This is a genomic window from Sabulibacter ruber, assembly GCF_017355955.1.
In the GTDB taxonomy this organism is placed as follows: domain Bacteria; phylum Bacteroidota; class Bacteroidia; order Cytophagales; family Hymenobacteraceae; genus Nibribacter; species Nibribacter ruber_A.
Genome location: NZ_JAFFID010000002.1, coordinates 276,066 through 298,814, shown reverse-complemented (window position 1 = coordinate 298,814; position 22,749 = coordinate 276,066). Strand labels below are relative to the sequence as shown.

General features: G+C 48.6%; 17 protein-coding genes. 9 read left to right on the top strand and 8 right to left on the bottom strand.

Going from position 1 to position 22,749, the window contains the following annotated elements:
• Positions 1–10 precede the first annotated feature (10 nt).
• Positions 11–3,028 (top strand): AsmA family protein, encoded by a 3,018-nt coding sequence (locus JT719_RS12615; RefSeq protein ID WP_207433698.1) that lies wholly within the window; start codon positions 11–13, stop codon positions 3,026–3,028.
• A 149-nt stretch (positions 3,029–3,177) separates the two neighbouring features.
• Positions 3,178–3,969 (top strand): DUF4382 domain-containing protein, encoded by a 792-nt coding sequence (locus JT719_RS12610; RefSeq protein ID WP_242693233.1) that lies wholly within the window; start codon positions 3,178–3,180, stop codon positions 3,967–3,969.
• 112 nt (positions 3,970–4,081) lie between these two features.
• Here the strand turns inward: JT719_RS12610 and JT719_RS12605 are convergent, their stop codons facing one another.
• From JT719_RS12605 to JT719_RS12595, 3 genes are all read right to left on the bottom strand, one after another.
• Positions 4,082–4,567: a DinB family protein gene (locus JT719_RS12605; protein ID WP_207433697.1), complete on the bottom strand. Its 486-nt coding sequence runs from the start codon at positions 4,565–4,567 to the stop codon at positions 4,082–4,084.
• A gap of 89 nt (positions 4,568–4,656) precedes the next feature.
• On the bottom strand, positions 4,657–5,043 hold the full coding sequence (locus JT719_RS12600; protein ID WP_207433696.1) for a diacylglycerol kinase family protein: 387 nt from the start codon (positions 5,041–5,043) through the stop codon (positions 4,657–4,659).
• A 156-nt stretch (positions 5,044–5,199) separates the two neighbouring features.
• Entirely contained in the window at positions 5,200–6,330 is a 1,131-nt protein-coding gene (locus tag JT719_RS12595; protein ID WP_341350762.1) for an acyltransferase family protein, read from the bottom strand.
• A gap of 604 nt (positions 6,331–6,934) precedes the next feature.
• Here JT719_RS12595 and JT719_RS12590 point away from each other — a divergent pair.
• The 3 genes from JT719_RS12590 to JT719_RS12580 are packed head-to-tail and all read left to right on the top strand — an operon-like array spanning position 6,935 to position 12,679.
• Positions 6,935–10,027, top strand: a complete 3,093-nt coding sequence (locus tag JT719_RS12590) for a SusC/RagA family TonB-linked outer membrane protein (RefSeq protein ID WP_207433695.1) — start codon at positions 6,935–6,937, stop codon at positions 10,025–10,027.
• A gap of 11 nt (positions 10,028–10,038) precedes the next feature.
• On the top strand, positions 10,039–11,739 hold the full coding sequence (locus JT719_RS12585) for a SusD/RagB family nutrient-binding outer membrane lipoprotein (RefSeq protein WP_207433694.1): 1,701 nt from the start codon (positions 10,039–10,041) through the stop codon (positions 11,737–11,739).
• Between the two features lie 13 nt (positions 11,740–11,752).
• A complete protein-coding gene (locus tag JT719_RS12580; RefSeq protein ID WP_207433693.1) occupies positions 11,753–12,679 on the top strand; it encodes a DUF4397 domain-containing protein in 927 nt (308 codons plus the stop codon).
• A gap of 162 nt (positions 12,680–12,841) precedes the next feature.
• Here the strand turns inward: JT719_RS12580 and fumC are convergent, their stop codons facing one another.
• The 4 genes from fumC to JT719_RS12560 form a co-directional block, all read right to left on the bottom strand.
• Positions 12,842–14,239, bottom strand: coding sequence for a class II fumarate hydratase (fumC, locus tag JT719_RS12575; protein ID WP_207433692.1), 1,398 nt, complete (start codon positions 14,237–14,239; stop codon positions 12,842–12,844).
• Positions 14,240–14,372: 133 nt separating this feature from the next.
• A complete protein-coding gene (locus JT719_RS12570; protein WP_207433691.1) occupies positions 14,373–15,914 on the bottom strand; it encodes a glycoside hydrolase family 10-like protein in 1,542 nt (513 codons plus the stop codon).
• Between the two features lie 131 nt (positions 15,915–16,045).
• Positions 16,046–16,765: a M15 family metallopeptidase gene (locus JT719_RS12565; protein ID WP_207433690.1), complete on the bottom strand. Its 720-nt coding sequence runs from the start codon at positions 16,763–16,765 to the stop codon at positions 16,046–16,048.
• A complete protein-coding gene (locus JT719_RS12560) occupies positions 16,762–16,926 on the bottom strand; it encodes a hypothetical protein (RefSeq protein WP_207433689.1) in 165 nt (54 codons plus the stop codon). The genes JT719_RS12565 and JT719_RS12560 overlap by 4 nt, the downstream gene beginning before the upstream one ends.
• Before the next feature lie 350 nt (positions 16,927–17,276).
• Here JT719_RS12560 and JT719_RS12555 point away from each other — a divergent pair, with 350 nt between their 5' ends.
• The 4 genes from JT719_RS12555 (at position 17,277) to JT719_RS12540 (ending at position 21,760) form a co-directional block, all read left to right on the top strand.
• Entirely contained in the window at positions 17,277–20,141 is a 2,865-nt protein-coding gene (locus JT719_RS12555) for a M16 family metallopeptidase (protein WP_242693232.1), read from the top strand.
• 241 nt (positions 20,142–20,382) lie between these two features.
• Positions 20,383–21,087 carry a hypothetical protein gene (locus JT719_RS12550; RefSeq protein ID WP_207433688.1) on the top strand — a complete coding sequence of 235 codons (705 nt, stop codon included), beginning with the start codon at positions 20,383–20,385 and terminating at the stop codon, positions 21,085–21,087.
• A 104-nt stretch (positions 21,088–21,191) separates the two neighbouring features.
• Positions 21,192–21,512 carry a thioredoxin family protein gene (locus JT719_RS12545; RefSeq protein ID WP_207433687.1) on the top strand — a complete coding sequence of 107 codons (321 nt, stop codon included), beginning with the start codon at positions 21,192–21,194 and terminating at the stop codon, positions 21,510–21,512.
• A 5-nt stretch (positions 21,513–21,517) separates the two neighbouring features.
• On the top strand, positions 21,518–21,760 hold the full coding sequence (locus tag JT719_RS12540) for a DUF6952 family protein (RefSeq protein WP_207433686.1): 243 nt from the start codon (positions 21,518–21,520) through the stop codon (positions 21,758–21,760).
• A gap of 78 nt (positions 21,761–21,838) precedes the next feature.
• Here the strand turns inward: JT719_RS12540 and JT719_RS12535 are convergent, their stop codons facing one another.
• Entirely contained in the window at positions 21,839–22,447 is a 609-nt protein-coding gene (locus tag JT719_RS12535) for a TetR/AcrR family transcriptional regulator (RefSeq protein WP_207433685.1), read from the bottom strand.
• Positions 22,448–22,749 lie beyond the last annotated feature (302 nt).

The window sequence follows — 22,749 nt, the reverse complement described above, 5'->3', positions numbered from 1 at the left end:
CATCACCAATATGAGGAAAGTATTTATAGGTCTGGCAATATTTATAGTAGTATTGCTAGCCGCTGCTGCTCTAATCCCAGTCTTCTTCAAAGATAAAATCAAAGAGCGGCTAGATAAAGAAATTGCCAAAAGTATCAACGCCCGCGTCTTATACGAAACAGATAACGTAAGTCTGTCTCTTTTTCGCACATTTCCGGATCTTGGCTTAAGCGTGAAGGAGCTCACCATTGTGGGGAAGGATTCTTTCCAGCGCGATACCCTGGCCTACCTGCCTGATTTCAGCCTGGGCCTGGACCTGATGAGCGTAATCACCGGTGACCAGATGGAGATCAAATCAGTGCAGATGGACCAACCCCGTATTAAGCTGCTGGTGCTGAAGAGCGGAAAAGCCAACTGGGACATCTTCATTCCAGACACCACTACCGCCCCGGAAGCGCAGGACACCACTGATTTCAAGATGGGCATTGACGAATGGAAGATCAACAACGGGCAGATTGTCTACCAGGACCTGAGCATCCCGTTTGGGGTGAACGCCTACAATGTACAGCATACCGGCAGCGGCGACCTGGCCAAGGATGTGTTCGATATGGAAACCAAAACCCAGGCCGAGCGCTTCACCATGACCTATGGTGGCGTGAACTACATCGAGAACAAAACCCTGGATGCCGATGTGACCATGGCCATGGACCTGGCAAATGCCAAATACACTTTCAAAGACAACAACTTTAAGGTAAATGATTTTGTAATGGGGATGGCCGGTTCCATTGCTATGCCCTCAGATGACATCAATCTGGACCTCACCTTCAAAGCCCTGGAGACCGATTTCAAAACCATCTTCTCTCTGGTGCCTGGCGTGTATACCGATAAGTTTAAAGACGTGAAGACCGATGGCAAAGTAGCCTTTAACGGTTACGTGAAAGGGATCTTCAACGAGACTTCTATGCCGGGCTTTGGGGTAGACCTGAAAGTGGACAACGGTACCTTCCAATACCCAGACCTTCCGCAGGCCGCCAAGAACATCAACATTGACATGAGCGTGAAAAACACCGATGGCAATGTAGACCACACCTTAGTGGACGTGCGCAAACTGCACCTGGACCTAGGCAAGAACCCCGTAGATGGCCGGGTGCTGATAGATGGCCTGGAACCCATGAAGATTGACGGAAACCTGAAAGCCAAGCTAGACTTAGCTGAAGTGACCAAGGTGTTCCCGGTAGAAGGTACCACGCTGCGCGGCTTGCTGGATGTGAATGCCCAGGCCAAAGGCGTTTACTTTGAAAACCACATGCCCGTAGTTACTGCCGTGCTCAACCTCACCAATGGCTACGTGAAATCTTCTGAGTTCCCTGCTGCGCTGGAGCAAGTAACGGTCGCCTCCACGGTGACAAACCGCACCGGGAACGCCGCCGACACCGATATCCAGATTTCCCGCTTTAGAATGCTGCTGGACCGTGAACCGCTGGAAGGACGTGTGTTCGTGAAGAACCTGGCCCAGCCTCAGTTCGATGCCGACATCAAAGGCGTGCTGGATTTGACCAAACTCACCAAGATCTTCCCCATTGAAGGCACTACCCTTAGCGGCCGCTTGAACGGGAACATTCAGGCCAAAGGAAAGATGACCGATGTGGATGCGGGCCGTTACGGAAATGTGCAGGCCAGCGGGGCAGTACAAATAGCGCAACTGAACTACAAGAGTACCGATCTGCCCCAGGGTATGCGCATCAACTCGGCTAAGGCTACTTTCAACAATGAGCAGGTGGCCCTTCAGCAGTTGAATGGTTACTTAGGCAAGAGCGATGTGCAGATGGACGGAACCGTTTCTAACTACATGGGTTATCTGTTCTCAGAGAACCAGCCTCTGCGCGGGAACTTCACGTTAAGGTCTAACAACTTCAACGTGAACGAGTGGATGGTAGACGAGCACACCGGGCAAGCAGTTCCGGCTTCTACGCAGGAAGCACAAGGGGTTGTGCAGGTGCCGGCTAACTTAGACATGGTGTTGACAACTCAGGCTGGAACCGTGGTATATGATAACCTTAAGCTGCAAAACCTGAAAGGTAAAGTGACGCTTAAAGATCAGATTGCCAGACTGGAAGATGTATCTTTTAATACCTTGGGTGGTCAGTTTTCCACCACCGGTTCGTATGACTCCAGAGACCTTATCCACCCTAAATTCTCCTTCGGGCTGGACATCAAGAACCTGGATTTTCAACAGTCTTTCAATTCTTTTAATACCATCCAATATCTGGCTCCAATCGCCAAACTGCTGAAAGGCGAGTTTTCCACTAAGTTCAATATCAACGGAGAACTGGGCAGCGACATGATGCCTGTGTTGAACTCGCTTACCGGAAAAGGAATGGTGGAAGTAGTAGAGGCGGTGGTTACCAACGTGAAAGCTTTGGCCAAAATCAGCCAGGTAACGAATTTGAAAGAAGTGCAGAATTTTACGTTGAAAAACCGGGGCTTCGCCGCGGAGATTGTTGGTGGAAACCTGGTGGTGAAACCGTTTGATTTCTCTGTGGGCGACATCAAAATGACCGTGGGTGGCACCAACAACCTCAGTGGAAAAGTAGACTACGTAGTGGCCATGGATGTACCTTCTGGCAAGGTAGGAAATGCCCTGGCCGGTAAAATCACCAGCCTTACGGGTGTGCAAAACCTGAATAGTTTAGAGCGGGTAACCCTGCAATTAGGCGTGAGCGGTCCCTTCAATGATCCGGCGGTAGCATTGAAAGGCAGCAGCCTTAAAGCCGAGGCTTCTACCCTGGTGAAACAGGTAGTAACCTCTAAACTGGAAGGCGTGAAAGAAAAGCTGAACGTGAATGTGCCCACTAACAAAGACAGCCTTAAAGTGGAGCTAGCCAGAAGACAGCAGGAAGCTGAACTGAAGGCGCGTCAAGAGTTGGAGAAGAAACGCCAGGAAGCAGAGCAAAAACTAAAAGAAGAAGCTAAGTCGCGGTTAAACAAATTGTTAAGCCCAAGAAAGCCTGCCGCCGCCGCTCCAGCCGATACTTCCAAGAAGCAATAATCCCCCGGGTGGCATAAAGTTTGTTTTAGGCCTGTTTTTCTGAAAGCAGGTCTGAAACAAACTTTTCTGTTTTAGGTGGTACTACTTTCTGGGTGCCGTGTACAAGGACCTGCTACAGAAACAGCCATTTATCCACCTTACCTTTTTACATGAGAAAGAGATTCTTTTTTGCCATGCTGTGGACGGCAGCCATCGGGTTTGCCTCTTGTTCAGATGAAAGTGATCCGGCTGGGTCAGCGCACATGGAAGTTCGCTTAACCGATGCTCCCGGCGATTACGAAGAAGTAAACGTAGACATCCGCTCGGTGCAAATCCTGCGGGAAGCCACCGATGATGACAACGGCTGGATCACCCTGGACCACATTTCGCCGGGCGTGTACAACCTGCTGGATTTCGCCAACGGCCGGGATACCTTACTGGCCTCCTCCACCCTACCAGCGGGCCGCATCTCGCAGATCAGGTTGGTACTGGGCAACAACAATTCCTTGAAGTTGAAAGGTGAGACAACGGCCCGACCGCTGACTACCCCAAGCGGCCAAACCTCTGGGTTGAAATTGCAGATAAATGCAGACCTGAAGTCAGACGTAACGTATGTCCTGCTCCTGGACTTTGATGCCGCCAAGTCAATTGTTCCACGTGGTAACAGCGGGCAGTACAACCTCAAGCCGGTGATCAGAACCATAACGCAGGCCGTAGCCGGAGGCATCAGGGGAACAGTAACTCCCGCCGAAGCTAAGCCGGGCATTCTGGTAATCTCCGCCGCGAATGATACGATAGGCGGCTTCGCCGATGAAACCGGGAATTACCTTATCAAAGGCGTACCGGCCGGGACATACAAAGTGCAGTTCAGCACGGTGGCTCCTTTCCAGAACAAAGAGATCACCAACGTTGTAGTCACCAATGACCAGATCACGCAAGTACCAGCCGTGGACTTAGATTAACTTTCACATACTAAAAAGAGAAAGGGGAAGCTGTTTCGGCTTCCCCTTTCTCTTTTATATAGCGGATGTTTTAAAGCTGATTTCAGGAAAACGGCCTCAAAATAAAAACAGATTAGATCTCCAGATCCTGCCCGTACTGAATACGCACATAGGTCACGTAGTCTGAGTTGATCGGCTCATGGCCCGCCAGGCGCAGTTCCCGGGCCACTTGTCCGCGGTGGTAGGTTGCGTGGTTAATGGCGTGGGTTAAGATATCACGTACTTTGGTGGAGTAAGCCTTGCCTTGGGTGTTGGTGTACTCAATGGTACGGTCAAGTTCCGCTTCATCTGCGTTGGCGTACAACTCTACCAATTTAGGCGAGGTTTGCTCATGCAGGCGGTGCAGTTCTTCCAGCGTATGTCTTTGCAGAACGGTAACCGGGCTTTTGGTACCCGTGATACGGGCAATCCAGATAGCCTGAGCATTTAGGACGTGGCTGAACATCAATTGAGCATAATCAGGAAGTTCTCCGCCAATACGGTCAAAGCTCTTTAGTACGCGCCAGTTCGCCCATACATTATACTCGGTCAGGTTTTTTAGAACGTCATTTGAAGTCATGGGTCAGGTAATTTAGTCTACAGAATAGGCCTGTGCCTTTCAGATTCGGGCAAATGTAGTAAACGCGCCGTTCAGTTCTAATGTTTATTTTACTTTTGGAACAAGGCCATCAAATAAGGAAAGAACACTAGGACTCCGGCAATAGCGGCAGTGATGGAAGCAATTAGTACAGCTCCGGCAGCAATGTCCTTCGCCTTGCCGGCCAACGGGTGCCTGCCCGGCGAGACCAGGTTTACTACCACCTCCAGAGCCGTGTTAAAGAGCTCGGCCATCCAGACCAAGCCAATCGAAAAGCAAATCACCACCCACTCCAACACAGAAAGCCCGAAGTAAAACCCCATGGCCACCACCAGCCCGGCAGATAACACGTGCCACCGCAGGTTTATCTCTGACTTAAATGCCGCAGCAATGCCTTGCAACGCAAACCCAAAGCTGTTGAGGCGAGTCCGTATAAAGTTAGGCCTTTGTTTTTCCATGTGTGGTGTTTACGGTATGCCGAGTCTACAAGTGCCAAGTTACCGCTGTAAAGTTTCTGTCACCAAACCTCAACCTTGTTGTTTTTACTAACTGCAAAAAGCAGAAGGCCACCTTACAAGTGGCCTTCTGCTTCTATGAACTTCAATCAAAAAGGATTACACTTTGATGATAATGTTCTTTCTATACATAAAGTAGAGAATGATCATCCAGAACAGAATCCAGGTGAGTGCCCAAGCGAGCGAGGCATTATAAGGGCTTAAATGTGGGGTATAGAAAGTTTCATACAGATAAGTTTTGCTGTCTACTTCGCCGGCGGGCGTATCTACCTTAATCATGCTCATAATTCTTGGGATTATGCCTGACAGGAAGAAGACTGTGATTGCATTCACTCCATATACCAGAAAGGGAGTGGTGTATTTCTGATAGCCTTTCACGTCAATTATCCAATAGCATAATCCCAAGCCCAGCATTGCCAAACCTCCCGTGTACAACACAAAGGAACTAGTCCATAAACTTTTGTTGATGGGGAAATGAAGGTCCCACACCAGACCCAAACAGGTACAGATCACGCCCCACACCATCAGCCAGGCTATCTTATTGCCGGGTTCGTCTTTCTTCTTTAACCACTGCCCGGTGAGTACCCCAAGCAGGCCAGTCACTACCGCCGGAAGAGTGCTTAAGATTCCTTCGGGGTCCCAGACTTTGGAGGATTTCCAGAGATGACCGGGCAACAAGGTATTGTCAATCCATGCTGCCAGGTTAGTGGTAGGCTGCAGATTGGCAACTCCTACCCCTGGCACCGGAGCAAACATCATGATTGCCCAATAGCCCACCAGTAAGGCGCAGATGATCAGGATTTGGGTGCGACGTTCGGTTTTCAGGAAGATAATACCGGCAATGATAAACACCACCCCAATACGCTGCAGTACCCCGGGAATACGCACTGTATCAAACTCAAATTTGGGAAACAAGGCTAAAAACAGCCCTAAAGCGAACAAGGTAAGCCCCCGCCGAATGATTCTGAAGATAGTAGCTGTATGTTTCTCTGGGATTTGCTTTGTGCCAGACAAGGCATACACAATGGAAACCCCTACTATGAACAGGAAGAAGGGAAATACTAAATCTGTAGGAGTACACCCGTGCCAGGTAGCATGTTTTAATGGCGCATAGATTTTTCCCCAGTTTCCTGGATTGTTCACCAAAATCATGGTCAGCACCGTGATACCTCTGAAAACATCCAGGGACTTGAGCCTTTGTTGAATGGGCTTCATTTCAGAGTCCTGCAAGACTCTTTCTTTTTGGCTTGAAGTAGTTGGGGAGACCATGTTTACTGTAGGTAGGGTTGTGGGTGAGTTACTTGTGACAAGCTTTCAGTAGCAGTAGCCAAGTTATTGTTTTCTTAAGGATGTTGCCAGTGTTTCTAGCTTACTTTTCGGGAGGAAACCGGGAGAACTTCATCGTTTGTACATGAGTGAAAACCATCAAAATGGATATAGTTTTTAATTTATTTAAGTTAATCAAGAATGATATTAAATAATTGTTGTTAATTCTTGCGTAACTCTCAAAGCTTCAATATCTTTTCTGCCATCTTTCAAACTCCAGAAAACTTCTTCTTTTTTTGAGATTTTCCCTTTTGTGCACCTTTCTTACAGAGTTTTTCAAAAAAAGCAGGTATTGTTCTTGGTTTTTAGTTAAAAAAATAAAACTAAGCCAAAAAAAGGAAGCTTTTTTAATAAATCTATAATTTCGCGTACCAAGTTGCTCAACTTTGCGATAAATTTGCCACCCCATAAATACCTCTTAACATAGGCCTATGAACTAACCCCTTATCTACTCTAAAATGATTGCAGATCAACAACAAAAACAATCAGTACTCCTAAATCCTTTTTTATGAAAATAATCTTACGGTTAATGTTATTTGCGCTGAGCATTTGTATTGCTCAGGCAGGTTTTGCCCAAAGCAAGACCATTACCGGAAGGGTCACCTCTTCCGAAGACGGCTCTGCCATGCCTGGTGTGAGCGTGGTTTTAAAAGGTACCACTGTAGGGGCTTCTACAGATGGTGATGGGCGTTACTCCATCCAGGCTCCTGTAGGAGGCGTGCTGGTGTACAGCTTTATTGGTACCATCTCCTCAGAACGCACCGTTGGTGAAAGCAATACCATTGATGTAGCGCTAAGAACAGATTCTAAAGCTTTAGATGAAGTTGTGGTTACTGCCTTGGGTATTGAGGAAAAGAAAGCTGCCTTAGGATATGCCATCACTGAGGTAAAAGGAGCCGAGGTAGCCCAAACCCAGCGGGAAAACTTTGTGAATGCTTTAGCCGGCCGTGTGGCTGGGGTAGATGTACAGGCAACTTCAGGTTTGCCAGGTGCCTCGTCTTCTATCACAATTAGGGGGGTGAGTTCTTTGAGCGGTAGCAACCAGCCACTGTTTGTGATTGACGGTTTACCTGTAAGCAATAATACCTTCAGCTCTGGCAATTTTGCCGGTGCAAACCAACTTGAGAACAGAGGAGTTGATTTTGGAAACAGAATCGCTGACATCAACCCTGAAGACATTGAGACCATCACTGTACTGAAAGGACCAGAAGCCTCGGCCCGTTATGGTATTGATGCTGCCTCGGGAGCTATTGTAATCACTACTAAAAGAGGTAAAGCCGGAGCTGCTCAAATTAGCTACAGCAACAGCTTCCGGATGGATCGTATTGTGAGGTTCCCTGAAAAACAAACTATCTATGGAAGAGGAGTTCAAGGGGTAACAGACGAAGGAAGCACTATTACTACTTACTTTGGTGAAGCGTACCCAGAAGGAACGCAGATTTATGACAACGTAAGAAACTTCTTTCAGACCAGCACAACCCAAAGACACAACTTATCCGTTTCTGGTGGCTCCGAAGCATCAACTTACCGGGTTGCCGCTTCTTACATGGATGTTGGATCTTTCATTCCTAATGCAGGACAGCAGAGATTCAATATTACTTCTGCCGTAACCTCAAAACTGAACAAGTACATTTCAACAGATGTGTCATTTGCATACACAAAATCAAATGTCCAATCTGTATTCAACGTGAATGGTGGTCCTATGCTTGGCCTTTTAGCATGGCCATCAGATGATGATGCAAGAATCTACTTGGATGAGGCTGGTAACAGAAGGTTCTTCTCTGCCGCCACTACCACTTCTGAATTGGAGAACCCGTTCTTTAACGTAAACATGAACGTTAATGACAATGACAGAGACAGCTATGTTACAAATGCTAAAATTGTCATTGACCCTGCTCCCTGGTTAAAATTTGTTGGTAATGTAGGTTTTGACTATTTCTCCCAACAAATAAGACTGGTTCGCCACCCGCAATCAAGAATGTCAGGTTCCACTGGTGGTATCTTCGACCAAAGCTTGAACACCAGCCGGAACATCAACATTCAGTATTATGCTGAATTGACCAAGGCATTCATGTCTGATAAACTTTCTACCACTTTCAGATTAGGTAGCGCTGTCAATGACCAGAACTATTATTCACAGGCAGTGAATGGTACTAAGTTCATGGCTCCAGGTCTTTTCTCTATTGAGAACACAGACCCTATTACCCATAGAGGAAGAAACAGACTATCTCAAAGACGTTTAGTAGGTGCTTTTGCTGACCTTACGTTAGGTTATAACGGTCTTCTTTACCTGAACTTTACCGGTAGAAATGACTGGAGTTCTACCCTTCCTGTGCAGAACAGATCTTTCTTTTATCCATCGGCTGGGGTAAGCTTTGTCTTTACTGAACTTACACCGTTTGCCAGTATCAAGAACGTGCTTTCATTTGGTAAGTTGAGAGCTTCTGCCGCTCAGGTAGGTAAAGATGCAGATCCTTATTCATTGCGTCCCTGGTTAGAAGCCAGAACTACAACTGGTGGTGGTTTCGGGTATGCCTTTACTGGTGCAGCAGAAGAATTGAAGCCAGAAATGACTACCTCTTATGAAGTAGGAGCAGAATTGAAATTCTTCAATGACCGCTTAGGTATTGACTTTGCTTACTTCAACAAAGTTTCAAAAGACCAGATAGTAAGAAACATGCGCTTGAGCTATGGTACAGGCTTCGTGCTGAAAACCTTCAACGCAGGTGAAATTGAAACCGGTGGTTTTGAATTCCAGATCAACTCCACTCCTCTTGTGATTAACGACTTCACCTGGGATTTGAACTGGAACTTTAGCCACAACTATTCTAAGTTGTCTAAACTGCCTTCTTCTATCCCTGAGTACTACAACTCTGATACCTGGTTGTATAACAACATTAGAAATGGTGCAAGAGTAGGCGGCCCGGTGAACTCCTTTACCGGATATGATTACCAGAGAAATCAAAATGGTGAAATCCTGATTAACCCTTCTTCTGGTTATCCGCTTAGAAATACATCTGAATGGGTGGTAGTTGGAGACAGAACTCCAGACTTTACCATGGGTATCAGCAATAGGCTTGCTTACAAAAACCTTTCCCTGGATTTCTTATTTGAGATCAGAAAAGGTGGTGATGTGTTCAACGCCACTGAGCACTTCTTAACTGTACGCGGCTTGAGTCTTAGAACTTTAGACCGTTACCAGCCAAGAGTTTATGAAGGCGTTTTGGCCGATGGCCTAGAAAATACAGCTAATCCTACCAGAAACAATATTGTGATCAACCCAGCCTGGGATGCCAGCTTCTACTCTGCCACTTCTGGTGAGATTGATTACATAGAGAAAGACGTTAACTGGCTTCGCTTAAGAGATGTGACCTTGCGTTACACCTTGCCAACTTCATTATTACAGCGCACCAAGGTGGCTAAATCTGCCAGCGTCTTTGTGACAGGTACAGACCTGTTCCTAATTACAAATTATTCAGGCCTTGATCCAGTAGGAAGTGCCACTAGTTTGGCAACGGGTGGTAGCGGCGGTTACGGATTTGACTATGGTAACCTGCCAATGCCAATGGGATTGAATGTTGGGGTTAGTATTGGATTTTAATTAAGGAAGAAATGAGAAAATTAATTTGTGCTTCTCTTATAGCAGCTAGTTTATTTGGTTCTACTAGTTGCGAGAATTGGTTAGATGTAAACACTAACCCAAATGGTCCAGATCAGGTAGTAGACCCTCATCTGTATCTGGCTCCTATCATGTCAGAAGTAGCTTTGGGTATCCAGTTTGATGCTCGTTACTTAGGCATGTATGTGAATAACTGGCATTCCACCACTGCCGGTTATGCTTGGGATATACACGGATATAACACAGCAAGTGACAATGGAGGCCAAATCTGGAGGTCTACCTACTATACAAGCGGAGTTAACTTACGCGACATGATCGCAAAGGCTGAGGAACAGAAGAAATGGGATATTGTTGGTGTGGGGTATGCCATTCAAGCGTTCAACTGGCAAATCACCACTGACTACCATGGTGAGATTATCATGACTCAGGCTTTTGATCCAAGCCGCGCGGCATTTGATTACGACAAGCAAGATGTGGTGTATGCAGAAGTAAAGCGTTTGTCAGAGTTGTCCTTGCAGTACTTTGCGAAAGCCAAAGCTGAGCCGCATGCAAACTCTCGCTTAGCAGAAACTGACCTTATGTACGCTGGTGATGTAGCTAAATGGGAGAAGTTTGTATATGGACTACTTGCCATCAATGCGCACCACCTGTCTAATAAGTCAACTTATGATCCGGCAAAGGTCATTGAGTATGTAGATAAATCGTTTGCAGGAAACGCAGACAATGCCATGGTTCGTTTTACCGGAGCAGTATCTACAGATGCTAACTTCTTTGGACCAATGAGAGGGAACTTGACAAATTCTACTTTGAGCCTTCGTCAATCAGATTTCATTGTCAGCTTATTAGATGGTACTAACGCCAAGTTAACTGACCCAACCCTTGTGGGGCAGGACCCAGTAACTGCTTTTGCTGGTCAGCACTTGAAAGATCCTCGTTTACCGGTAATGTTGGCTCCTGCGCCAGATGGCCAGTACAGAGGTTTAGGATATAATGGATTAACGGCTACTTACACAGATGCAAACCAGCGTCCATTGAACCTGTGGGGAACAACTTCAGATGTTACTAACACTTCCGCCACCGGAAAATATCTGTTCCAGAATGCAACTAGTTTCCCACTGATGACTTATTCCCAGTTACAGTTTATCAAGGCTGAAGCAGAATTCATCAGAAATAATTATGTAGGAAATACTGCTGCATTGACAGCTTATAAGAACGGTGTTGAGAAACACATGGACTTTGTAAAAACGTTTACTCCTGCTGCTGAAGCTACCACTTTTGATGCCAGAAGAGCGAAATACCTGGCGAGCACAGTCATGATGCCAACTGATCCTGCTCAGCTTACCCTTCAGCACATTATGTTGCAAAAGTACATTGCACAGTGGGGTTGGGGCTTTATTGAGCAGTGGTCTGATCTTAGAAGATACCATTATACTGCTACTTTTGAAAACGGTAAGGTGGCAAACAATACCTATGAAACAGGTACTTCTACAGATCCGGTTAAGAGAGTGTTCACTCAGTACCTATTACCTACTGAAGCCAATCCTACACGTGCTTTCGCAAATGGTGGCCCAGCTTACAGAGTTCGGCCAAGATACAACTCTGAGTATGTTTGGAACGTGGAAGCTCTTCGCCAGATTGGTGGATTAGATCCAGCCTACCAGACGTATGAGATGTGGTTTACAAAGCCTGAATAATCAATAGAGACACATGAAGAAAATATTCAATAGAATAGCGGCCTTTCTGGCAATCGGCTTTGCATTGGGAGCCTGTGAAGAAAACGCCATCCCAGAGAGAACAACCTATGTAACCTCTGGTGCCCAGGTTAAATTCTACAACCACGTGGAAGGCTCACCTATGGTTAACTTTTATCTGAATGATCAGAAGGTAACTACTGCTACGGCAACTGCTACCGGTGCTCTAAGAGGCTTAGCCTTTGGGGCAACGTACCCATCAACCTACGGATACGCCTCTGTTCCTTCCGGGTCATTTACCATGGCTGTTAGGGATACGGCTACCAGAGAGGCGGCCTCTTATGATCCGGCGGCAAGTTGTAAAGTTCTTACCTGGAAAGATCTAGCATCTCCCTACAGAACAATTATAGACAAAGCTGTGACACTGGATGAAGGAAGTAACTACTCCGCTATCTTAGTGGGTACTCCTGCGGTTATGGGTACTACTGCTACAACTTGTGGTCAAGTTGTAACACAAGCTAATTATGAGCTTATAGTTTCCCGTGATGCCCTACCGGCTCCTGCCTTTGACAAAATCTATTTTAGATTCATGAACACGCTTGCCGGCGCTCCATACAATTTTGACGTAGTGGCCACTCGTCTGGCTAATGCTGCTTCAGGATCTACTCCGGCAAGAGACAAAGTTGAAATTGTCATTGCTCAAAACATTGGATTTAAAGAGTTTAGCCCTTACGTGGAAGTACCCATGGGGAACTACAGAATTGACTACTACAAGGCTGGAACCTATAAAACAGCCAATGAGGTAAAATATCTGTCTTATCCTTCAACCGCTACTTCTTCTATTTCCACCTTGGCGCTTGGTAGAGTATACACCCACTTCTTACGTGGAACTTACTCTAGCCCGGGAAAGTCAACCCACATGGATTACTGGAGAGAGAGATAATACTTTTTCTTAGTGTTAATGTTAAAGGAGGAGCCTTAGGTAGGGCTCCTTCTTTTTTGCATTCAAGGTTTCATTCTAATAAACAGAAAAGCCCTTCCGCATCAGCAGAAAGGCTTTTCTGTTTTAAGCATGTTTCAGACAAATTAGGCCGAAAACGGAGTATTATTTCTTCAGGCTTCCGATCATGTCCTCCGGACGTACCCAGTCGGTGAACTGCTCGTCGGTTAACAAACCTAAGTCAAGGGCTGCCTGGCGCAGGGTAGTGCCTTCTTTGTGGGCTTTCTTCGCGATTTTAGCGGCGTTGTCATAGCCTACGTGCGGGTTCAGGGCTGTTACCAGCATCAGGGAGTTCTCTAATTGGCGTTTGATCACCTCGTGGTTCGGCTCAATGCCTACGGCGCAGTGCTTGTCAAAAGAATCGCAGGCGTCTCCAATGAGGCGGGCGCTCATGAGCAGGTTGAAGATCATCACCGGCTTGAACACGTTCAGCTCAAAGTGACCGTTCATGCCGCCAACTGATACCGCTACATCGTTCCCCATTACCTGAGCGCACACCATGGTCATGGCCTCGGCCTGGGTTGGGTTTACTTTACCGGGCATGATAGAAGAACCGGGCTCGTTTTCTGGGATGATGATTTCCCCGATGCCGGAACGCGGACCAGAGGCCAGCAGACGGATATCGTTGGCAATCTTCATAAGGCTCACGGCCAGTTGCTTCAGGGCACCGTGGGTTTCCACAATAGCATCATGCGCGGCCAGGGACTCAAACTTGTTCTCGGCGGTTCTCAGTGGAAGACCGGAGAATTCAGCTATTTTCTGGGCTACCAGTTCGGCATAGCCTTGGGGCGTGTTCAAACCAGTTCCTACCGCCGAGCCACCCAGGGCAAGTTCGCTCAGGTGATCTAAGGTGTTACGCAGGGCTCGCATGCCGTGGTCCAGCTGTGACACGTAACCAGACAGCTCCTGGCCCAAGGTCAGCGGAGTGGCATCCATCAGGTGCGTACGGCCAATCTTCACCACGTCCATGAACTGCTGTGATTTGCTGTGCAGGGTATCGCGCAGTTTCTGAACCATAGGCAGCGTATGCTGGGCTACAATCTTGTAAGCCGCAATGTGCATAGCCGTCGGGAAGGTATCGTTAGACGACTGTGATTTGTTCACGTCATCGTTCGGGTGGATTTTCTTTTTCTCATCCATCAGGTCGCCACCCAGCAATACGTGCGCGCGGTTGGCGACCACCTCGTTCACGTTCATGTTGCTTTGGGTACCAGAACCGGTCTGCCACACCACCAGCGGGAACTGATCGGCTAATTCGCCGGCCAGGATCTCATCGCACACGTGGCCAATGATTTCCGCTTTATCCTGGGAAAGTACGCCTAATTCGGCGTTGGTGTAGGCGGCGGCTTTCTTCAGGATTGCGAAAGCGTCAATCACTTCGGTAGGCATCAACTGCCCGCCAATGGTAAAGTTTTCTTTGGAACGTTGGGTTTGGGCACCCCAGTATTTTTCGGCGGGCACCTCAACCGGGCCCATGGTGTCTTTCTCTATGCGTACGCTCATGTCTGTTAGAATATGGTTTATACTTTAGATGGCTCAAAACTACGCAATTATTCATAAAAAACGGGCGACGATCACGCCGCCCGTTTCGGGCTTGTTTTACGCAAACCAGCCTTAAAACGCTTAGTTCAGCAGGTTATTTCTTCCGCCTCCCTCCTACTTTGTCAGACAGGCTGCTTTCATTGTGCAATCGGTCTACGGCGGTAACGGCATAGGTGTAGCGTTCGCCGGGCTTCGCCGATTTGTCTACGTAAGCAGTACCGCCGTTATGTATAGCCAGCATATGCGCCGGGTTGTCCTGGTTAATGAGGTATCCCTGCGGCACGCGGTAAATGACGTAATACCGGGTCGTGTTTCCGTCTGAGGCTTTCTCCGGTGCGGTCCAACGGAGCGATACGCCTTCTACTGTGTTCTGTACTTTCAGGTCTGTAGGGGCCAACGGCGGAATGCTGTCCAGCCACGGCATGGTAGGCAACAGGGCCGGGTTGCGGTAGTAGTTTTGCCGAAGGCTGTCCTGCACGCCCAGCGGATTCGCCATCACTGATTTGGAGCTGAAATACACTTGCCCGTGGGAGTTTGCCGTAGCCCGGGCCAGGCGCAGTTGTCTGCCGCTTTCCCGCGGGTCTGACCATTCCTTGAACCGAGGTTCCGCATTCACTTTGTAAGTTCCCACGCCAATATAAGTGTGCTTCCCGAAGCTGTTTTTGGTCCACCAATCCAGGATCTTGGCATAATCGGCAACGGGGTAGCCAATATGGAAGTAGATCTGCGGCACGTTGTAGTCAATCCAGCCTTTCTCCAGCCAGCCGCGCACGTCTGAGTACAAATCATCGTAGTTGTTGATGCCGCCCTTGGTGTCTGAGCCGCGCGGGTCCTGCGATTGGTTCCGCCAGATGCCAAACGGACTAATCCCGAACTTCACATACGGTTTCTCTTTCTTGATATTTTCCGAGAGGACTCTGATCACCTCGTCTACGTTGTGGCGGCGCCAATCGGCTTTGCTGGCGAAACCGGCACCGTATTTGGCAAAATCCTCGTCGTCTGGGTACGGGTCTTTGGTGGGGTACGGGTAGAAATAGTCATCAAAGTGGACGGCGTCAATGTCATAGCGGCGCACCACGTCCATAATCACGTCAATGATGTATTGCCGTACCTCGGGCAAGCCGGGCTTGAAATATTTCTTGCCGCCGTAGGTGATGAACCACTCGGGCCGGGTTTTGGTAATATGGTCTTTGGCAATGTTGGCACTGATGGTGTCATGAGTGGCGCGGTACGGGTTAAACCACGCGTGGAACTCCATGCCTCTTTTATGCGACTCCTCTATCTGGAAGGCCAGCGGATCATACGGCGGATTAGGTGCCTGGCCCTGCTTACCCGATAGCCAATGCGACCACAGTTCTTTGCCACTGCGGTACAGGGCATCGGTGGTGGGGCGCACCTGTACTACCACCGCGTTGATGCCGGTTTTCTGGTGCTCATCCAGAATGTACCGGAATTCTTCCATTTGGGTAACCGGCGAAAGACCCTGTCTGCTGGGCCAGTCAATGTTGGCTACGGAGGCAATCCAGACGCCGCGGAACTCCCTTTTAGGTGAGGGCTGGGCTTGAGCAGTGCATATAAGAAGGGCTAGCAAAACCGCCAGCACAGCGGCCTGCCTCAGGAGGAGAGGTTTTCTCATAGGTGGAGGAAAGGGTTATAGATCTGAAGCAGCAAATAACACCCAATCGCCTTTTCCTGCAAGAAATTTCCTAATTGAAGCTGATTTTTGGTTCGTTTTTCTAAAAACAGGCTAAAAACAAGACGAGGTGCTTAGTTTTTCATCGCTTTCAGGTCCTCAAACCGAATATCCATCAGTGGGTACTTGGGCCACTCGTTGAAATCATAGTGCCACCATTCATTGTGGAAAACAGTAAAACCGTGCCGTTGCATGGTGTTGATAAGTAGCGCCCTGTTCTTCTTCACCTGCTCAGAAACGTGCGGATAATCTGGGTGCGACTGTTTCACCGTGGCATCGTACGGCGTGGGCATTTCCAGTTCCTTTCCGTCTTTGAGTGTGATGAGAGTCAGGTCCATGGCGCAGCCGCGGTTATGGCGGGAGCCGTTTTTAGGATTGGCTACGTAGGCCTTCTTTTTTACTTTTTTGAAGAAAAGCTCCGTGACGTGGTATGGGCGGTAACCGTCATAGATTTTGAGGCCCAGCCCCAGCGGTTTTAACTCTTCCTGGATTTTCTTCAGGGCATCGGCTACGGGTTTGCGGGCGTAGGCGGTGGCCATGGTATACACCGGCTCCTTCACCAGGTTGTCTGGGGTGGCGTATTTGATGTCCAGCACCAGCCCCGGAATGTAAGTGGCTAGTTCCACCAGTTCCTGGTCTGGGTTCTGCTCTACCAGTTGCTGGTACAAAGCGGTGGAAGAGACCACCTGCAGGCCGTACTTGTTTTTAGGGATGGTGACCGTGGCTGGCTTCTGTGCCCGGGCACTCACGCCAACCACTGCCCACAACAGCAAAAGGATAAGGTGTTTTTTCATTTACGTCTGTACACAATGTACGCTAAGATGCCCGAGGCCAGGAAAGTCACTAACCGTAGCCATTCAATGCGGCCGGTGGTGAAGTACGTGAGGCATAGGGCTGTCCAGGCTAATAGAGTTCCTAAACAGAAAAGGAATAAGATCAGCTTTCTATTCTTCATGAAGGTGTTACGTAAAGGCAAGAGCGCTTACTGGCTCAGAAATTTTTGCTTTTTCATTGCCCCAACAACTATTTTCCGGAAAAAACTCGTTTTCAGCCGCTTTTTATGAAATTAAGCTGGAATCGGCTACCTGCCCCTGCAGAATTGCCTGAGGCAGAGATAGCGGTTGCTAATATAGAGTTTTGCTAATAAACTGCCGAGTTAATTATTCTATTGTTCCCGCAAGGCAAACCACACAGGCAGCGTTCTAAAAAGAAGCGCATTCTGTAATAAAAATGCATCTTCGTCTACTAACTATTCTACAAATACAGATTGGGCTATCCAAACCTTGTAACTAACCTACCCTTTATATGAATAACAACCTGAAGACCGTTTGTCTTTCTGTCTTGATGAGCGGAATGGTCTTGAGCTCAGGGCAACCAGCCATGGCGCAGACCACCAAGAAAGCCGCCGCCAAACCTACCGCCTCAGCGGCTTCGCAGTTCGAGCTGAAGTACGAGAAATATAAACTGGCGAATGGCCTGGATGTGGTGTTGCACCAGGACAAATCAGACCCTAAAGTAGCCGTGGCTATCATGTACCACGTGGGTTCTAACCGGGAGAAACCGGGCCGCACAGGCTTTGCGCACTTCTTTGAGCACATGTTGTTTCAGAACTCAGAGAACGTGGGCAAGGGCAATTTCATCAAAGCCATTAACCAGGTAGGCGGTAACTTCAACGGCGGTACGTTTGAGGACGGAACCGTGTACTATGAGGTGGTGCCTAAAGATGCTCTGGAGCGTGTGCTCTGGCTGGAGTCTGACCGCATGGGCTTCTTTGTGAATACCGTAAGCGAGTGGGGCCTGGAAAACGAAAAGCAGGTAGTGAAAAACGAGAAGCGCCAGAGTGTGGATAACCAGCCTTACGGCCACACCAATTACGTGATTCTGAAGAACCTCTACCCAGCCGGGCACCCGTACAGCTGGGACGTAATCGGTTCTCTGGAAGACCTGCAGAACGCCACCTTAGCCGATGTGAAGGAGTTCTACAACCAGTGGTACGGTGCCAGCAACGCTACCTTAGTGTTGACTGGTGATTTTGAAACGCCTGAAGCCAAGAAGCTGATTGAGAAGTATTTTGGGGAACTAAAAGCAAAACCAGAGCCCAGGAAACTTCCTGCCATGCCCGCGAAACTGACGGCTACCAAGTCACTTTTCCACGTGGATAACTTTGCCAATCTGCCGGAGTTAACCATGGTGTTTCCCACAGTGGAGCAGTACCACAAAGACTCGTATGCCTTAGACATGCTGGGCAGCTTGCTGTCTGACGGCAAGAATTCTCCGTTTGAAAAAATCATTGTAGAAGACCGTAAACTGGCGCCGGGCGCCTCTGCCTCTAACCAATCCAGTGAAATTGCCGGTACCTTCAGAGTTCGGGTGCGCGCCTTCGATAAAAAAGACCTGGACGATGTGCAAGCCGCCGTTTTCGCCGCCTTTGACAAGTTTGAGAAAGAAGGCGTGAACGAGAAAGAGCTGGAGCGCATCAAGATTAAGCAGGAAACCGCACTGTACAACGGCATCTCCAGCCTCCTGAACAAAGCGTTCCAACTAGCGCAATACAATGAGTTTGCCGGTGATCCGGGCTTTGCCAAGAAAGACATTGCCATGACCCAGGCCGTGACCGCGCAGGACATCATGAACGTGTACCGCAAGTACATCAAAGGCAAACCGTACGTGATGACCAGCTTCGTGCCGAAAGGACAGGAAGAACTGGCCGTGAAAGGTGCTGTGAAAGCCGATGTGGTGGAAGAGAAAGTAGTAGCCGGGGCCGAAGGCAATAACACCGGTCAGGAGCCTACCTCCTTCCCTAAAACGCCTTCCAAGATTGACCGCAGCAAGATGCCGGAGCTGAGCAACAACTTCAAGTTCACCGCTCCCGCCATCTGGACTTCGCAGCTCAAGAACGGCATGAAAGTCTCTGGTATTGAGCAGAACGAGTTGCCGCTGGTGCAGTTCAGCATCCAGATCAAAGGCGGCATGCAGCTGGATGAGCCCACCAAAATTGGGACAGCTTCTCTGGTAGATGCCATGCTCATGGAGGGCACCAAGAACAAAACGCCACAACAGTTGGAGGAAGCTATCGGGCAATTGGGAGCATTCATCAACGTGACCTCTTCTTCGGAGAACATCACCATCTCGGGCAACACCTTGTCCCGCAACTTTCCGCAGGTGATGAAACTGGTGGAGGAAATCTTATTGGAACCACGTTGGGATGAAGCCGAGTTCGCGAAAGTGAAGCAGGCGGCCATCAGCCAGATCAAGCAGATGCAGGCCAACCCATCGGCTATTGCTTCTCTGGCGTTCAACAAAGTATTATACGGTGAGAACAGCCGCTTCGCCTACCCTACTGCCGGTACGTTGCAAACCGTAGAGGGCATTACGCTGCAAGACCTGAAAGACTACTACCAGAAGAACTTCTCGCCTAGTGTGGCCAGTTTCCAGGTAGCCGGTAACGTGAAGCAAGCTGATGTGACCAAAGCCCTGACTAGCTTAGAACAGAAGTGGGCCCCTAAAAACGTTGCCTTGCCTTCGCCGGTAACGGCAGCTGCCAAGCCATCGGCCCGCCTGTACTTCATTGACCAGCCAGACGCCAAACAATCGGTGATTTACCTGGGGTATCTGGCGGTGCCAGTAGGTTCTGCCGAGTATCCGGTGATGCAGGCCATCAACCACAAACTGGGAGCCGGTTCTGCCTCTACTCTGTTCAATGTTTTGCGTCTGCAGAAAGGCTATACTTACGGCGCGTACTCAAACTTCTCCCGTAGGCCAACGGCGCCGGGTACGTTTGTGGCCTCGTCTAGTGTGCGTACTAACGTGACCAAAGAGTCTTTGCAGACCATTGACGAAATCCTGAAAACCTACGGCACCAGCTACACTGAGCAAGACCTGGCTACCTCTAAAGGAGCCCTGTTGCGCCAGACTGCTTTAGGCTATGAGACTTTGGGCAGCTTGGTTGGCCTGCTGGAAACCATTAATACCTACAACCTGCCTACTGATTACCTGAAGCGCGATGAGCAAGCCATCCAAAGCCTGAGCTACGCGCAAGCCAAGAGCCTCATCAGCAACTACATTGACCCTAACAAAATGGTCTACGTGGTAGTGGGTGACGCTAAAACCCAGTTAGCCGGCCTCAAAGAGTTAGGCTTAGGCGAACCGGTAGTGTTGCAGAACAAATAAGCAATTTGCTTGTTCTTCTATAGAAAGCCCGTTGCCTTGGCAGCGGGCTTTTCTTTTGCCTGGGTTTTGGGGCTGATTCTTGGAAAAAGATCAAAAAACAACGATGCCCATTTTTCTTGCCCTAAAGTTGAACAATTAGAATAAACCCTCAGCCTGGGCTTTTGCGTTGTGTATAACCAACCCATGCCCCATCTTTGTTATACCAAAAGCACAGGGGTGTCTTTGGGGATGATTTAACCTCATGATCAGAAACAATTTATACCTCTTTCTGCTCTTCCTCGGGCTGTTCAGTACAGCCTGTGAGCCTGAGAAACTGGAGCGCGGAAAAGAGATGGCCGTGGAAGCCGAGCGCCACAAAGTAAAGCGCATTACCCAGGAAGACATGGAAAAGCAGTCCCTTTTGGCCGGCGATACTATTGTTGGCTTGGTGGAAGGGGCTTTTCTGCAACTTGCCGAGAGTCAGCCCAAGGAGCAAGCCCTGTTTGTGGCCGAGCCTGATAAGTTGCCAACCGTAAGCAGCATCCTGAAACGATACAACGCCACCCTGGAGCGGAAAACCTTCGGCTCGCCGGCAGAGGCCCAACAGTACTTTGCGTCAGAAACCGGCTCCTTTAATCAAAAGAGCCCCAAAACGCAGGTGAAGCTCAACGTTGCCCAGCAAACCTTTGAGTACCAGAAACCCCTTCTGATAAGACGCCGCAACTGCGCCAGCTGCGATGAACCCAGCCTGCTGGACTTCAGTGCCCGTACCCTGGAGCAGTTAAGAGTGCCTTCGGCGCTGGGTAAGCCCGATGGTTTTGAGGAGGGGCAACTTCGCGGAGCGTGGCTTATTTCCTTTCCCCGGCCCAAGGTGATTGAGCAGATTACACTTAAAACCAAGCCCTCCAGGCGCGGCCGGGGAGGTTTGTTCGGGAAAAAGCCAGATTCCACCGCTCAGAAACCATAACCTGATTTGGGCTGTTTTCGTCTTGGTCTCAGGAAATTAAGGCAAAAACCGTTTACTTTGCGTAATCAAAGTTAATTAGTGTACCTACATTAAATTTAAATACTATGGCTATTATTCAAGCTACTGATACAGATTTTCAGGACGTGCTCCAAAACAACGAGCGCGTAGTGGTGAAATACTATGCTGACTGGTGCGGTAACTGCCGTCTGTTCTCCCCTAAGTTCAAGCGCATGGCTGCCAACGAGGAGTTTGCCAACGTGGCCTTCGTAGACGTGAATGCTGAAACCAGCCCCGAGGCCCGTAAACTGGCCGGCGTAACCAACCTGCCTTTCTTTGCCGTGTTCAAGAACGGTGAGTTGGTAGAAGGTGCTGCTACCAGCAAAGAAGATTTCGTGTTAGGCCTGGTTAAAAAAGTTCAAGAGTAATTTCCATGAAAATACCCGCTATCAAGAAACTGGTGGAGACGCAGACCATTGAGAGCCTGCGCGAAGCCGAAGAGCAACTGATCAACGAAGAAACGCCTGCCTTTGAGATTGAAGGCGCAGACGAGGGTGAGAAACTGACGCACGTATTTGGCGCCATCTGGATCCTGAACCACATGCAAGACAACGGTTCAGATTTCAAAACCGCCCTGCGTGAATTCACCCAGAAAGTACGCATCTCTATTAGCTAACCTTTGGGTTTGCTGCAAAAAAAGAGCGCCTGCCAAGTAGATTGGCAGGCGCTCTTTTTTTATGCGTTTTAGTGAAAACTATTTCAAACCAGCGAAGAAGTCTTCTGCTTTCTTCATGCCGTCTTCTGTGCAGATTCCTCTGATATAGTACAGGAAAACGCTTCTGAACACCTCGGCAATGTTGTACCGGTCTGGCGGGAACACCATGGGGTTCACAATCATGGAAAGCTGTTCAATCATGATCTTGGTCACCAACTGAATGTTCAGGTCACGGCGTAATTCTTTCTGCAAGACCCCGTCATTCAGAAGATCGTGTAGCAGGTAAGTGGTATACTCATTGGAGTGGTTCCAATACAAACGCCAGGCGTTGGGGTATTTTTCCTGTATCTCCATCAGAACGGTGGGCTGCGTCATGCGCAGACTCTCCAGCGCTACCTGCACAATCAGAAGGAGGCGGTGCAAGGGGCTGGGCTCGTTCGCAAACAATCGCTCATGCTCTTGCTTACGGCTCTCCAGGTCAAATTCCACTACCTGGGTAACCAGGTCATCCATGCCATTGAAGAACTCTCTGAACGTGGCGGAGGAAATATCTACCCGGGTGATAACTTCCTGTTCATTTAGATGTGATAGACCTTCATGTCTGATAAGGGTGAGCAATTCCTGTAGAACGGTTTGCTTAAAAGTCATTGATACGGTTGAGGTTCAGGTTTAAATCAGATGTTTAGGCGCAGCTTTCTTTAAGAGCAAGCAAAGTTAGTACTTTCTTGAGACGAGGCCATCAGTACTTTCCGCAGATGAAGTGAATGCGCCAGTGAAGAAGAAAGCGAAAAGGTAAGGAAAAAGTTCTCCGGTTCCGCATCGGCCTTATAGATGAAAATGCTTTTTAAGTGATCCTTCTGTGTTGCCGCTGCTCACTAGCTAGAGTTAAGCAGAGCAGAATCAAGAACCGTTTTTGAGCCGATTTCTGGAATACAGGCCCAAAACAATGG